This window comes from Nocardia sp. NBC_00508 (genome assembly GCF_036346875.1).
Taxonomy (GTDB): domain Bacteria; phylum Actinomycetota; class Actinomycetes; order Mycobacteriales; family Mycobacteriaceae; genus Nocardia.
On the sequence record NZ_CP107852.1, the window covers coordinates 5,887,478 to 5,900,315 of the forward strand.

A 12,838-nucleotide genomic window follows, 5' to 3' on the forward strand; every position below is an offset into this window, starting at 1 on the left:
GATCCAGCTCAGCGCGTCCGGTCTCGGCCGCGCAGCTCTTCGGCTCTGGCGCGGAACGCCGCACCCACCAGTTCGCGGCTCTCGGCCATGAGGTCGAGCACCTCCCAGGATGCTTTGCGTGCGGCGGAGCCGACGATTCCCGCAATCGCCGAACCGTGCCGCCGTGCCGCCGCCGCGAGTTCTTGGGCCAGCTCGTTCGTGTGTTCCATCAGGTCCCGACCGTCACAGGAGATTCAGTGCATGACTGTGTGCTGGATAGGGTATCTGCATCGTTGAATGTTCCCTTCCTTCGCGCCGTTCGAGGCCAGTGTGCAGTAGAGATCAGAGTACATCCGTGCACTGAGTTGGGGTATCGGCCGGGCGGTCGGCATGCCGGAGGCGTCTGGCCAGCGGAATTGCGCGCGTCGGCAAGGGAATTGACCAGCTCGGGCATGCTGCCTCGAACAATCGGTAGGCTTCGGCGATGCGGCTTCTCCCGACTCGCGGACGCGACGGTGGGCATGTCGCCGGTATCGCGTACGGCTTTGATCGCTGGTTGGTCGAGCACAGCGCGCGCGTCCGGCCGACGCCCGCGGACCGGGTGCTGAAAGGGTTGAGCGGCGCGGCCGACAAGAACCGCCTGTGGATCGCGCTCGGCGCGGTCCTGTTCGTCGCCGGGGACCGCTCGACTCGGCGGGGCGCGGTGCGTGGTCTGCTCGCGTTGGGAATCGCCAGCGGTGTGGCCAACGGCATCGCCAAGCCGCTGTTCCCGCGTCGCCGTCCTCCTGACGAATCCGTTCCGTTCGTGCGCAGGCTGGTCGCTCCGCCGGTGTCGTCGTCGTTCCCGTCGGGGCATTCGGCCTCGGCCGCCGCGTTCACGGCGGGGCTGGCGCTGGAATCACCTGCGGCGGGCGCTGTGGTGGCCCCGATCGCCGCCGCGGTCGGCTATTCGCGGGTGCACATCGGCGTGCACTGGCCATCCGACGTAGTGGCGGGTGCGTTGTTCGGTGCCGCGGTCGCGCTGGTCACCCGGCGGTGGTGGGCTGTTCGTGACGACGAACCCGCCACAGTCGGCCCGGCCGAACACATCGACGCTCTACCGCGCGGCGCCGGATTGCTGCTGATCGGCAACCCGCAGGCGGGCGCGGGCGACGACGCGCTCGCCGTCCTGCGCGAGCGACTGCCCGCCGCCGCGGTGCTCGCGATCGGCGGCGCCGACGACCTCGAAGCACGGATCGAGGATCTGGTACGACGCGGCGACATCGTCGCGCTCGGCGCGGTCGGCGGCGACGGAACGGTATCCACTGTCGCGGCGTACGCGGTGCGCCATCGGTTGCCGCTCGCGGTTTTCGCGGGCGGCACACTGAACCATTTCGCCAGGGACGCCGGGGTGGAGGATCCCGAGGTGACCTTCGCCGCGCTGGAAGCGGGCGAGGCGGTCCGCGTCGACGTGGCGGAGGTGCGTTTCGACAACGCCGACGAGCGGATCTTCGTCAACACCGCCAGCCTCGGCGGGTATCCCGATTTCGTCCGCATCCGGGAGCGTTGGGAGCGCCGCATCGGCAAGTGGCCCGCCGCGGGAATCGCCATGGTGCGCGTGCTGTTCCGCGCCCGGCCGCTGCACATCGCCGTGGACGGCACCAGCGCCGCGCTGTGGATGCTCTTCGTCGGAAACGGCGCCTACCGACCAGCCGATCAGATCCCGATGTCGCGCCCGCAATTGCGCGGCGGCGCCCTCGACCTTCGCTACCTCCGGGCGGATGTCCCGCTGTCGCGGCTGCGGCTGATCTCGGCGACGTTCACCGGCACGCTCGGGCGCTCCGCCACTTATGTGCATCGGCGGGTTTCCCGGCTCGACGTCCGGGTAGCCGAGGAACCGGTCTCGGTGGCGACCGACGGGGAAGTCGACCATCGGGGCAAGGATTTCCGGTTCACGAGCAGGCCCGCGGGGTTGCTCCTGGTCAAGGGCGAACGCAGTGCGATCGCTGGGGGTGCAGCGGGCGGCGCGGCCAGGTCGCGCTAGGTAGCGCAAAGATTGCTATGCGGTTGGTACCGCTGCGGGTGTTTGATCGAATTCACCAGTTGATCCGGTTTGATTAGCCGGAACCAGGGTAGTAGCCAATCTGTAGCTGATCGACCCGACCCGGTGCGGGGGCCGGGACCATGCACTACTGGGCAGGAGCACGTCATGCTCGATGTTTCCCACCGTCAATCGCTGCTCGACGAGGATACCCAGCGGCTGGACATCAGCCGCTATCTGGCGTGTGAATCCGCCGATGACCCGGTGCGACAGGCGCGCAGGACTCAGCGCGTCGCCGCCGGACTCGACGTGACCGACCGATCCACAAGCGACTGAACCCCTTTCTCGGTACGCGCGGTGTACGGCCGCGTTCTGTCGGGCTGCGCATCGCACCGAACGAACTGCGGAGGAACCCATGACCGAAATGCTGGAAATGCTCATCGGCAGCTCTGTGTACGACCCCGGCGGCGCCAAGATCGGCAAGGTCAAACGGGTCTACGTCGACAACAACTCCGGCTCGCCCACCTGGGTCGCGGTATCCACCGGGCTGTTCAGCGCCGACGCCTTGGTTCCGCTGGCCGGAGCCGAGCACCGCGCCGACTCCGGCATCTTGCAGGTGCAGGTCGAGAAGGACGCGGTGAAAACCGCGCCCCAGTTGGACCACAACGGGCAGATCAGCCCGCAGGCCGAGCAGGAACTGTTCGACCACTATCAGATCGACCCGGATCAGGCCGCCTGGGACGTCTACGGCAGGCAGCCGCTTCCGGACCAGCCGCCACGTGCCGATGCCGGGATGGTGCGCTCGGAGGAGCGCTGCGATACCGGCGCGGAGCACGAGGATCTCGGCATGGCGCGGATGCGCACGTACCTGGAGAGCGAAGAGGAGACGCTCCGCATGCCTGCGAGCGGCGACGGGATGCGGATTCGGCGTGAACCGATGACCGACCCGTACGCTGTCGACTCGGCCGATCTCGGTACCAAGGAGCCAGAGGCCGTCCCGCATGAAGAGCGGCTCACCGACGAGATGTACAACCCCGAGGACCGAATGCGCTGACCGGCGCACGAAACGGCCGCGCCAGGGTGTCACCCGGGCGCGGCTGATTCGCGCGTGGCCTCCCGTGCCCGCCCACAGCGGCGCCACGGCATGGCGTGTGACCGGTCGACGGCGCGCAGGCTGATGCTGTGCGCGGCGCGGGTGGGGGTGAACCCTGATTTACACCCCGATATCCCGTCTCACCTGCTGATTCCCGCCCGGTCAGGTGTCATGCTCGAAGCGTAAACGGACTTCTGGGAGGCATCACATGTTGTGGAAGATCATCGGCGTCGTCGCGGTCGTCTGGATCGCGCTGGCCGTCATCGGTGCGCTGATCAAAGGGCTGTTCCCGATTCTCGTGATCAGCGCGATCGTGTTCGGGTTGTACCTGCTGTACAAGGCGGTATCGGGCTCGGACAAGTCGACGGTGAGCAAGCTGTAGCGACAGCGGAGGTCCGTGCGGCGTCCGGTCGGGGGCGTCGCACGGCCGGTCACCGGGACGGCAGTGCTTGAATGTCTCTCGTGGATCAGGTTCCGGAAGACTGGCGGCGCGGCTTGGTGATCGTCGCGCATCCTGACGATATCGAATACGGTGCTGCCGCTGCGGTCGCACGCTGGACCGGGCAGGGCAAGGACATTCGCTATGTGCTGGTGACCAGCGGAGAGGCCGGTATCGCCGGTCTGCAGCCTGCGGTCGCCGGACCCCTCCGCGAGGCGGAAGAGGTCGCAGGGGCCGAGGTGGTGGGCGTGCGGGAGGTGGAATTCCTCGGCTACCCGGACGGTCGAGTTCAGGAGAGTCTGGACCTGCGCCGCGACTTGGCCGCCGCGATCCGCAGGCATCGGCCGGAGATGGTGGTGTTGTTCAATTTCGGCGACACCTGGGCGCCCGGCTACACCAACAGCGCCGATCACCGCGCAGTCGGCCGTGCCGCCTTGGACGCCGTCTCCGATGCGGGCAACGAGTGGATCTTCCCGGACATCGCCGAGTGGAAACCGTGGTCGGCACGGTGGGCGGCGGTCGTGGGACCGGTCGTCACGCACGCCGTGGACGTCAGCGAGACCCTCGCCCAGGCCGCCGCCTCGCTCGCCGAACATCACCGCTACCTCGAGGCCCTGAGCCCCGAGCCGGTCGCCGACCAGGTTCGGGCCGTCGTCGCGCGGGCGACCGGCCCTATCGAGGGCTTCCCCGCCGAACACGCGGTTGGTTTCGAGCTTTTCTATTTCGGCGGCTGATCCGCACTGTGCCGTCTTCCGGCGTCGACGTGGTGACAGCACGAGGCATGGATTCGTCGCGACTCCGGACGCGCCCCGAGATAGGTGCCATCCGCCCCGGTAGCCGTGTGGCAGGCTAGGCGAATGCGAGTAGCCGTCGTCGCAGGACCCGATCCCGGGCATGCGTTTCCCGCTATCGCGTTGTGCTTGCGGTTTCTGGCCGCCGGTGACGAGCCCGTGCTGTTCACCGGTCCGCGCTGGTTCGAGGCGGCGCTCGCGGCCGGGATCGGCGTGCGTCGGCTCAAGGGTCTGGCGCCGCGGCCGGTGGACGACGACACCGACGCGGGGCAGCGCATTCACGAGCGGGCCGCGCATGTCTCCACCGAGATCCTGCCGGACTTGAGCGCGATGCTGCCCGAGCTGGTCGTCTCCGATGTGCTGACCGCGGGCGGCGGGATGGCCGCGGAACGACTCGGCGTGCCGTGGGTGGAACTGTCCCCGCATCCGCTGTACCTGCCGTCGAAGGCGTTGCCGCCCATCGGGAGTGGCCTCGCTCCTGGTGCGGGCGTGTATGGGCGGATGCGGGACGGTCTGCTGCGCGGCATGACCGCCCGCGCTGTTCGCCACGGCCACCGTCAGCGGGAGCGGGCGCGCGAGAGCGTCGGACTGCCCGCCGCCGACCCCGGCCCCGCCGCCCGTCTGATCGCCACTTTGCCCGCGCTCGAGGTACCGCGCCCCGACTGGCCGGAAGCGGCTCACGTCGTCGGTCCGCTGCTGTGGGAGCCGACCGATGCGATCCTCGAACTTCCGCCCGGCGACGGGCCGCTGGTCATGGTCGCCCCCTCCACCGCGCACACCGGCGTCGCGGGCATGGTCGAGACGGTTCTCGAGGCACTGGAGGGCGCCGGTGTCCGCGTGGCGATCTCGATGCTGGACACGCCACCCACCGATCTTCCCCCGTGGGCGACAGCGGGGCTGGGCCGCCAAGACGAACTCCTGACCCACGCCTCCGTCGTGGTGGGCGGCGGCGGGCACGGCCTGCTCGCGAAGTCCCTGTCGGCGGGCGTCCCGATCGTCACCGTTCCCGGCGGCGGCGATCAGTGGGAGCTGGCCAATCGCGCTGCCCGCCAAGGTAGTTCGATCGTCGTCCGCCCGTTGTCGCCCGGGGCCCTTCGTGCCGCGGTCGAGGAGATCCTCGCCGGCCCCGGCTACACCGAGGCCGCCGAAGCGGCTGCCGCGCCCGCCTCGCTCCCAGACCCCATCGCCCTCTGCCACCGGATTATGCAACCCGTCCATCCCTGAACGGCGAGCGTGCCACTGAGCTGGGCACGCGTGGGAGGCGAGTAAGTTCGGAACGGTGCGGTTGACCGAGTTCCAGGAACTGTTGCACACCGAGTTCGGTGTGGCCCGGGGCGACGCCCTGGTGAACGACCATGTGATTCCCGCCTTGGGCGGACGCACGGGATCCGCCGCCATCGAGGCCGGGATCGATCCCCGTGATGTGTGGCGCGCGCTGTGCGCGGAGTTCGACGTCCCCAAGGCGCGCTGGTGAACGCCCCCGACCGGGTCGAGCACGACGAGCCGCTCTACCGGTTCGACGAGCGGCAGCGGATGATCCCGCACGACCCGCAGCGCCTCGCCGCCCGGGTCGCGCAGGCCCGCCCCGTCGATTTCACCGAATTCCGGCAGACCGGCATCGAACTGATGCTGCTCGGTCGCTACGACGAGGCGCTGGATCACCTCGATCGTGCGCTGGAACTGGTGGACACCGAGCAACGCAGGATCACCGTGTGGATCAACCTCGGCGATGTCTACCGCTACCGCGGTGACGCGGGCACGGCCGAGATGCTCTATCGCCGCGCCGTCGAGCACGCGCGCACGGCCGCGCCGGACGTGCTCTCGTTCGCCCTCCAGCATCTGGGCAAGGCGCTCGCCGAGCGGAATCAGCTGCCGGAGGCACACGCGATGCTGACCGAGGCGATGCGGCTGCGCCTCGTCGAAGGTGAACCCGAGGAGATCGAATCCACCCGCGCCGCCCTGGACATCCTGGGTGAGCTGCCGATTCCGTTGCCGCCCATGGTCGCCGCACTACTCGGCGAGTTGTCGGCCTGGTCGGATGAGCACGAAGGCATGAGCGGTGATGTCGTGCTCGTGAACGGCGCCTATTGGCTCAAACGCGGACCGAAGGCGGTCGCCGAGTACGAACGCCTGAACTGGTTGCGCGGTCGCGGGATTCACTTGCCGGAAGTGGCGGCCTTCGAGGACGACGTGCTGTTGCTCGCCGACGCGGCTGCGCCGAGCCTGGCCGCCCGAGCGGGCTCCGGCGCCGGGTATCCGACCTCGATCGGCACCGCCATGGGCTCGGTGTTGCGTCGGCTGCACAGCATTCCGGTCGCCGAGTGCCCGTTCGACGGACGGCTCGACGTGGTGCTAGCGCAGGCGCGCCGCAATGTGGTCGAAGACCTGGTGGATCCGGACGACTTCGACGACGACAACCGCGGATCGACGCCGACGGAGATCCTCGCACGGCTGCTGGCGCGGCGGCCGGACCGAGAGGATCTGGTGGTCACGCACGGTGATTTCACCCCGTCGAACGTGCTGGAGGGCGAGATCCTGCTCGACCTGGGCGCACTCGGCATCGCCGACCGCTACCGTGATCTGGCGCTGGCCGTTCGTGATCTGCGCGAGGACTTCGGCGAGTCCGAGGTGACCGCCTTCTGCACCTCCTACGGGCTGGCCGAACCGGACGTGAGCCGCCTCGAGTACTACCGATTGCTCGACGAATTGTTCTGAGCCGCAAGCCTTCCGCGCCTCACGCCTTCCGCGCGTAGTGCCGGGCCGCTTTGGTGCGGTTGCCGCAAGTCGCCATCGAGTGCCAGCGCCGGGTTCCGTTCTTCGAGGTGTCGTAGAAGAACAGCACGCAGTCCGGGTGCGCGCACTGACGGATCCGGTCGGGCGCGGCGCGCAGCAGGTCGAGCAGGTTGTCGGCGGCCAGCCAGCCGGGCAGCCAGGGCTTCTCGGTAACCTCCACCACCTCGGCGGGCCCGGACTCGGTGAGCGCGCGCCGGATCCGGCCGTGCGCGAGCACCTCATTGAGCGCGTCATGGGCGGCGTGCACGACAACGTCGTAGACGGCCGCGCGGGCGGCCAGCACCGCGGCCAGTGTGGCCGCGTCGGCGCTCGCGCGATCGGCGAGGCCCGCCGACGCCAGCCAGATGCGCAGACCGGCCACGTCGGTGAGCAGATCCTGCGGCCCGTGCTCGATCCACCGCGTGTTCAGCAGATCGAGCGCCAGGGGTTCACCGAGGTGGGGGCGTGGATCGGGCATACCCGAGGGTATCGAGTCCGCGTCGCTGGGCACGGCGACCACCTCCTGTCTAACTAGTAAAATCAGCTTCAGTGGTTGACGTGGTTGTCGCGTTGTCGGTATGTTCTAACCAGTAAACGCATATAGACAGGTTAAACCTTCCCGAGGAGGAACACCATGAACGCTGTCGCCGCACCCCAGCTCGCCACCGGGCACATCGGACTGAACGTCTCCGATCTGGATCGCTCGGTGGACTTCTATCGCCGCGCCCTGGGTTTCGAACAGCTCGCCGCGAGTACCGACAGCGAACGCCGCTGGGCCTTCCTCGGCGCGGACGGCAAGCTCGTCGTCACGCTGTGGGAGCAGAGCGACGGCACATTCTCGACCGAGACGCCTGGGCTGCACCATCTCTCGTTCCAGGTCGACAGCATCGACCAAGTGCGTGACGTCGAGCGGGTGCTGCGCGAATTGTCGGTCACCTTCGCCCACGACGGGGTGGTGGCGCACGGCGAGGGCATCGCCTCCGGTGGGATCTTCTTCACCGACCCGGACGGGATCCGGCTCGAGGTCTACGCGCCCAGCGGAGCCGAATCCGCGCCTGCCCCCAGCGGTGCTGCCCCGACCTGCGGGTTCTTCTGATCGCTCGCCCAGGAAGCGACAGGAGAAGCGTGATGGAGCCGTTCCATGCCGGGGAGGTCGCCGTCCAGCGCCGGATGGGCCAGGCGCACATCGCCGAGCGGGTCGGCCGCATGATCCGCCCCGAGATCCCCGCGGCCGCCGCCGACTTCCTGGCCGAACAGCGGATGGTGGTGCTCGCCGCCGCCGACGCGACCGGCCGTCTGTGGGCGAGCGAGCTGGTCGGGCCGCCGGGATTCGTGCACGCGCTCGACGACCGGACGATCGTGGTCGGCGCCAGGCCCGCCGCGGCCGATCCGCTGTACGAGACGCTGACGCGGCATGCCCGCGTCGGCATGATCGCCCTGCAACCGCAGCGACGCAGGCGGATGCGGGTCAATGGCAGAGCGACGCCGGAGGGCGCGGGGCTGCGCCTCGTCACCGATCAGGTGTACTCGAACTGCCCGAAGTACATCTCCCGCCGGAATATCGAGAGCTATACGCCGGAAGCCGGGGCCCCGGCGGCCCGGCGCAGCGGCGAACTCGACCCGGGCCAGCAGGCCGCGGTCGCGGCGGCCGACACGTTCTTCGTCGCGACGGCCGACGCGGACGGCAACGCGGACGCCTCCCATCGCGGCGGGAATCCCGGCTTCCTGCAGGTGCTTTCGCCCACGCGGCTGCGCTGGCCGGACTATCGGGGCAATTCCATGTTCATGACCCTCGGCAATATCGAGGTGAATCCCCCGTGCGGAATTCTGATCCCGGATTGGCCCACCGGGGCGACCCTCCAGCTGACCGGAACCGCCGAACTGATCTGGGCGCCGGAGACTTTCGCGACCGGCGCGCAGTGCTCCCTCGACTTCACCATCGAGGAAGTGGTCGAGCGGCGTCAGGGAGCGCTGCGCTGGGGCGCCGCCGAACTCTCGCCCGTCAATCCGTGAACCCCATCTATCAGGAAGGGAGTTGTCTCATGCGACCTCCACTACCCCCATTCGACGCGGCATCCGCCGAGCTCGAGGTGCGGGCCGCCGAAGACGCCTGGAATACCCGCGATCCCGAGCGCGTCGCCGCCGCGTACACCGAGGACTCGACCTGGCGCAACCGCGACGAGTTCTTCACCGGCCGCGACGCCATCGTCGAGTTCTTGACCAGGAAGTGGTCTGTCGAGAACGGGTACGCACTGCGCAAGGATCTGTGGGCATTCGAAGGAGACCGCATCGCCGTGCGCTTCCAATACGAATGGCACGACGACTCGGGCCAGTGGTGGCGCAGCTACGGCAACGAGCAGTGGGAGTTCGCACCGGACGGCCTGATGTCCCGGCGGGAGGCCAGCATCAACGATGTCCGGATCGGGGAGTCCGACCGGCGCATCTTCGGGCCGCGCGATCCGGGCGACGAGTCGGTGCAGCCGCAGCGATAGGGGCGCCGGACGTCACCGTCGCAGGGCGGCGCGGCGGTGACGACGCTGGTGCGGTGATCGCGCGGCGTCAGCCGAGGGCGGTGCGGACGGTGCGGGGTGTCGCCGGGCGCGTCGCTTGACTCGAACACCTGTTCGTCTAGTGTTGTCGTCAGAACTTGTCGGTGCCGGGCTCTACTGTAGGCGCCAACCACAGAACGAGACCTACCCGTCGAAAAGGGGATCAGGACATGGCACCACAGGCGTACGACCGGGACAAGGCGCTCGAGCTCGCGCTGGCCCAGGTGGAGAAGAGCTTCGGCAAGGGCGCCGTCATGCGCCTCGGCGAGGAGGCGCGCCAGCCCATCTCGGTGATCCCCACCGGTTCGATCGCGCTCGACGTGGCGCTGGGCATCGGCGGTCTGCCGCGCGGCCGCGTCGTCGAGATCTACGGTCCGGAATCCTCGGGTAAGACCACCGTCGCGCTGCACGCGGTGGCCAACGCGCAGGCCGCGGGCGGTGTGGCGGCGTTCATCGACGCCGAGCACGCGCTCGACCCGGACTACGCCCGCAAGCTCGGCGTCGATACCGACGCGCTGCTGGTTTCCCAGCCCGACACCGGCGAGCAGGCGCTGGAGATCGCCGACATGCTGGTGCGCTCCGGCGCCATCGACATCATCGTCATCGACTCGGTGGCCGCGCTGGTGCCGCGCGCCGAGATCGAGGGCGAGATGGGTGACAGCCACGTCGGCCTGCAGGCTCGCCTGATGAGCCAGGCGCTGCGGAAGATGACCAGCGCGCTGAACAACTCCGGCACCACCGCGATCTTCATCAACCAGCTGCGCGAGAAGATCGGCGTGATGTTCGGCTCGCCGGAGACCACCACCGGCGGTAAGGCGTTGAAGTTCTACGCGTCGGTGCGCCTGGACGTGCGCCGCATCGAGACGCTCAAGGACGGCAGCGACGCGGTGGGCAACCGCACCCGGGTGAAGGTCGTGAAGAACAAGGTCTCGCCGCCGTTCAAGCAGGCCGAGTTCGACATCCTCTACGGGCACGGCATCTCCAAGGAGGGCTCGCTCATCGACATGGGTGTCGAGCAGGGCTTCATCCGCAAGTCCGGCTCCTGGTACACCTACGAGGGCGATCAACTCGGCCAGGGCAAGGAGAACGCCCGCAAGTTCCTGCTGGAGAATGTCGACGTCCGCGACGAGATCGAGAAGAAGATCAAGGAGAAGCTCGGTATCGGCGCCGACGTGACCGCGGAGGGCGCCGCCGAGGTACCGGCCGATTTCTGAGTCGATGAACAGCCGGCGGTCGTCGGGTCGGGGCGCGCGGGCGACATCGTCCTCTGATCCGATCGCGGACATGCGGCGCCAGCTGGCTCGTCTCGGTGTCGATGACGCCGGGACGGCAACAGGTGTGTCGCGTGCGAGCGGGCACGATTCCGTCGTACCGACTGCGGCAGGCCGATCAGCGGGTCCGGTGACCGCCGGATTCCGGTCGGAGGAGCGAGAACCGGGACCAGTCCGGTCGGCCGGTTCGGCCGAGGTGGACACCATGGGAACTCGGTCGAGCGCGCCCGATCCGCAGCGGGTGCGCTCGACCGGGTCCCGGCGAGGACGCCGGAATGCACTCGGGCACAGCGACTTCCAGTCGGCCGACGTCGAACGGGCCGAGAGCCGCTGGATGGATCCGGTGGCGGCCGGACCCGAGTGGGATGCGCCCGAGGCCGAAGCCGGTGCGAGCCGGTCCTCTTCGGAGCGCAACTCACCGGGCGGGACGGTCGAGCAAGCCAAGGAGGCATGTCTTCGCTTGCTCGCCGTCCGCGCCCGCAGCCGTGCCGAACTCGCCCAGCGGCTGGCCGCCAAGGGGTACTCACCCGAGGTGAGCGATCGGGCGCTGGAGCGCCTCACTCACGTGGGCCTTGTCGACGACGCCGCTTTCGCTGAGCAATGGGTGCACTCCCGCCACACTTTCTCCGGCAAAGGAAAGCAGGCGCTCGCTCAGGAACTCCGGCGCAAAGGCGTCCCGCAGCAGGATGTCGTGTCCGCCCTCGCCGCCATCACCGCCGACGACGAGGAATCCCGCGCCGCCGAACTGGTCCGCCGCAAAATGCGTTCGCTGCCGCGAGACCTGGACCACGACAAGGCGATTCGTCGTCTCGTCAGCATGCTCGCCCGCCGCGGCTACGGCCAGTCCACGGCTTACCGCGTGGTCAAGCAGGCACTGGCCGATCACGGCGCAGACAGCGATCTCATCGACCCCGTCGACTGAATCGCGCTGCGGCGAGCCGACTCCGCGGTAATCCGGGCGAGTGCTCGCAGAGATGGTGGGGCGTGTCCAGCCGAAACGATCGTGATCACCGGCGGAAGGCGAGCTGCGCCTGCGAATCGCGCGCCATGCACGAGAAGCGGCCGCATATCCGGGATCACTGTGGGGCGGGATATGTGAGTGTCTCCTCGATTGCGGATCCAGCCGTGCGGCGCGGTTACTCGAGGGCTCCCGCTCACAACTGCGCTCCACGCTGGTCGGCGTGCGGGATGCGGATACTCGACAGGTGTCGACCACTGTGGCGGCGGCACCGCCTATTCCAGCTGTCGGCCGCTACCGGAATCTCGGGCGGCTGCGGCGTTTTCGGTCGGTTTGCTGATTGTTCGAGCTCGGACAGCCGATCGGGGCCCGGCCCGCGGCGGTCGAGGTCTTGACCCGTCGTACCGCCGCCACGGACGTGCAACGCCATGCGGGATTCGGGCGCGGCATCGTCGGTCTACACCTCACCGGTTTCGGCGACCAGACCGGCGGCCGCGATGCCCGCGACCGCCGCGCGTTCGTCCTCGAGGGATGTAGCAGCGCCGGTGGAGCCGACCGCACCCAGAAGCCTGCCCGCCGCGTCGCGGATGAAGACGCCGCCGGGCACGTCGAGGATGCGCCCCTCGGCAAGCGCGGCGACCGAGGTGAAGAAGGTCGGCGCGGCCGCCGCGCGGCGGGCGATCTCACGATTGGAGACGCCCAAGCCGAGTACGCCCCAAGCCTTCGCGATCGCGATTTGCGGGCGCAGGATGCCGGAGCCGTCCTGACGTTGCAGGGCGACGAGGTGTCCGCCAGGGTCGAGCACCGCGACGGTGAGCGGGTCGAACCCTTGTGCCGCGCCGAAGGTCAGCGCCTCGGCAACGATGAGCGCCGCGCGTTCCAGCGTGATCGCGCCCGTGGTGATCGTCATTCTGTACTCCTGTGTCGAGAACTTCGGTGGCTTGCGCCGCAGACGGCGCTGACCGA

General features: G+C 68.9%; 16 protein-coding genes. 13 read left to right on the forward strand and 3 right to left on the reverse strand.

The window, feature by feature from the left end:
• Window positions 1-8: 8 nt before the first annotated feature.
• Window positions 9-209 carry a hypothetical protein gene (locus OHA40_RS26370; RefSeq protein WP_330229548.1) on the reverse strand — a complete coding sequence of 67 codons (201 nt, stop codon included), beginning with the start codon at window positions 207-209 and terminating at the stop codon, window positions 9-11.
• 254 nt (window positions 210-463) lie between these two features.
• Here OHA40_RS26370 and OHA40_RS26375 point away from each other — a divergent pair, with 254 nt between their 5' ends.
• The 8 genes from OHA40_RS26375 (at window position 464) to OHA40_RS26410 (ending at window position 7,037) form a co-directional block, all read left to right on the forward strand.
• Window positions 464-2,002 (forward strand): bifunctional phosphatase PAP2/diacylglycerol kinase family protein, encoded by a 1,539-nt coding sequence (locus OHA40_RS26375; protein WP_330229549.1) that lies wholly within the window; start codon window positions 464-466, stop codon window positions 2,000-2,002.
• 165 nt (window positions 2,003-2,167) lie between these two features.
• On the forward strand, window positions 2,168-2,335 hold the full coding sequence (locus tag OHA40_RS26380) for a hypothetical protein (RefSeq protein ID WP_330229550.1): 168 nt from the start codon (window positions 2,168-2,170) through the stop codon (window positions 2,333-2,335).
• Window positions 2,336-2,414: 79 nt separating this feature from the next.
• Window positions 2,415-3,053 carry a PRC-barrel domain-containing protein gene (locus OHA40_RS26385; RefSeq protein ID WP_330229551.1) on the forward strand — a complete coding sequence of 213 codons (639 nt, stop codon included), beginning with the start codon at window positions 2,415-2,417 and terminating at the stop codon, window positions 3,051-3,053.
• Between the two features lie 247 nt (window positions 3,054-3,300).
• Entirely contained in the window at window positions 3,301-3,474 is a 174-nt protein-coding gene (locus OHA40_RS26390; protein WP_169811181.1) for a hypothetical protein, read from the forward strand.
• A gap of 80 nt (window positions 3,475-3,554) precedes the next feature.
• A complete protein-coding gene (locus OHA40_RS26395; protein WP_330234386.1) occupies window positions 3,555-4,265 on the forward strand; it encodes a PIG-L deacetylase family protein in 711 nt (236 codons plus the stop codon).
• A 123-nt stretch (window positions 4,266-4,388) separates the two neighbouring features.
• Window positions 4,389-5,546, forward strand: coding sequence for a glycosyltransferase (locus OHA40_RS26400; protein WP_330229552.1), 1,158 nt, complete (start codon window positions 4,389-4,391; stop codon window positions 5,544-5,546).
• A 55-nt stretch (window positions 5,547-5,601) separates the two neighbouring features.
• Window positions 5,602-5,796 (forward strand): DUF3046 domain-containing protein, encoded by a 195-nt coding sequence (locus OHA40_RS26405; RefSeq protein WP_330229553.1) that lies wholly within the window; start codon window positions 5,602-5,604, stop codon window positions 5,794-5,796.
• Window positions 5,793-7,037, forward strand: coding sequence for a phosphotransferase (locus tag OHA40_RS26410; RefSeq protein WP_330229554.1), 1,245 nt, complete (start codon window positions 5,793-5,795; stop codon window positions 7,035-7,037). Before OHA40_RS26405 ends, OHA40_RS26410 begins: the two co-directional genes overlap by 4 nt.
• A gap of 19 nt (window positions 7,038-7,056) precedes the next feature.
• On the opposite strand, the gene OHA40_RS26415 is transcribed toward OHA40_RS26410, so the two are convergent.
• Window positions 7,057-7,572: a CGNR zinc finger domain-containing protein gene (locus OHA40_RS26415; RefSeq protein WP_330234387.1), complete on the reverse strand. Its 516-nt coding sequence runs from the start codon at window positions 7,570-7,572 to the stop codon at window positions 7,057-7,059.
• Window positions 7,573-7,728: 156 nt separating this feature from the next.
• On the opposite strand from OHA40_RS26415, the gene OHA40_RS26420 reads away from it, so the two are divergent.
• The 5 genes from OHA40_RS26420 to recX all read left to right on the forward strand — a co-directional run bounded on the left by OHA40_RS26420 (window position 7,729) and on the right by recX (window position 11,836).
• A complete protein-coding gene (locus OHA40_RS26420; RefSeq protein WP_330229555.1) occupies window positions 7,729-8,190 on the forward strand; it encodes a VOC family protein in 462 nt (153 codons plus the stop codon).
• A 32-nt stretch (window positions 8,191-8,222) separates the two neighbouring features.
• Window positions 8,223-9,107: a pyridoxamine 5'-phosphate oxidase family protein gene (locus OHA40_RS26425; protein ID WP_330229556.1), complete on the forward strand. Its 885-nt coding sequence runs from the start codon at window positions 8,223-8,225 to the stop codon at window positions 9,105-9,107.
• Window positions 9,108-9,136: 29 nt separating this feature from the next.
• On the forward strand, window positions 9,137-9,586 hold the full coding sequence (locus tag OHA40_RS26430) for a nuclear transport factor 2 family protein (RefSeq protein ID WP_330229557.1): 450 nt from the start codon (window positions 9,137-9,139) through the stop codon (window positions 9,584-9,586).
• Between the two features lie 227 nt (window positions 9,587-9,813).
• Window positions 9,814-10,857 carry a recombinase RecA gene (gene recA / locus OHA40_RS26435; RefSeq protein WP_330229558.1) on the forward strand — a complete coding sequence of 348 codons (1,044 nt, stop codon included), beginning with the start codon at window positions 9,814-9,816 and terminating at the stop codon, window positions 10,855-10,857.
• A 391-nt stretch (window positions 10,858-11,248) separates the two neighbouring features.
• Window positions 11,249-11,836: a recombination regulator RecX gene (gene recX / locus OHA40_RS26440; RefSeq protein WP_330234388.1), complete on the forward strand. Its 588-nt coding sequence runs from the start codon at window positions 11,249-11,251 to the stop codon at window positions 11,834-11,836.
• A 493-nt stretch (window positions 11,837-12,329) separates the two neighbouring features.
• Here the strand turns inward: recX and OHA40_RS26445 are convergent, their stop codons facing one another.
• Complete coding sequence (locus OHA40_RS26445) at window positions 12,330-12,782, reverse strand: GlcG/HbpS family heme-binding protein (RefSeq protein WP_330229559.1); 453 nt, start codon at window positions 12,780-12,782, stop codon at window positions 12,330-12,332.
• Window positions 12,783-12,838 lie beyond the last annotated feature (56 nt).

Coding starts and splice junctions, on each gene's coding strand:
- OHA40_RS26445 (WP_330229559.1), bottom strand. CDS start 12,782: ATGACGATCACCACGGGCGCGATCACGCTGGAACGCGCGGCGCTCATC.
- OHA40_RS26370 (WP_330229548.1), bottom strand. CDS start 209: ATGGAACACACGAACGAGCTGGCCCAAGAACTCGCGGCGGCGGCACGG.
- OHA40_RS26380 (WP_330229550.1), top strand. CDS start 2,168: ATGCTCGATGTTTCCCACCGTCAATCGCTGCTCGACGAGGATACCCAG.
- recA (WP_330229558.1), top strand. CDS start 9,814: ATGGCACCACAGGCGTACGACCGGGACAAGGCGCTCGAGCTCGCGCTG.
- OHA40_RS26430 (WP_330229557.1), top strand. CDS start 9,137: ATGCGACCTCCACTACCCCCATTCGACGCGGCATCCGCCGAGCTCGAG.
- OHA40_RS26390 (WP_169811181.1), top strand. CDS start 3,301: ATGTTGTGGAAGATCATCGGCGTCGTCGCGGTCGTCTGGATCGCGCTG.
- OHA40_RS26425 (WP_330229556.1), top strand. CDS start 8,223: ATGGAGCCGTTCCATGCCGGGGAGGTCGCCGTCCAGCGCCGGATGGGC.
- OHA40_RS26385 (WP_330229551.1), top strand. CDS start 2,415: ATGACCGAAATGCTGGAAATGCTCATCGGCAGCTCTGTGTACGACCCC.
- recX (WP_330234388.1), top strand. CDS start 11,249: ATGGATCCGGTGGCGGCCGGACCCGAGTGGGATGCGCCCGAGGCCGAA.
- OHA40_RS26375 (WP_330229549.1), top strand. CDS start 464: ATGCGGCTTCTCCCGACTCGCGGACGCGACGGTGGGCATGTCGCCGGT.
- OHA40_RS26415 (WP_330234387.1), bottom strand. CDS start 7,572: ATGCCCGATCCACGCCCCCACCTCGGTGAACCCCTGGCGCTCGATCTG.
- OHA40_RS26400 (WP_330229552.1), top strand. CDS start 4,389: ATGCGAGTAGCCGTCGTCGCAGGACCCGATCCCGGGCATGCGTTTCCC.
- OHA40_RS26420 (WP_330229555.1), top strand. CDS start 7,729: ATGAACGCTGTCGCCGCACCCCAGCTCGCCACCGGGCACATCGGACTG.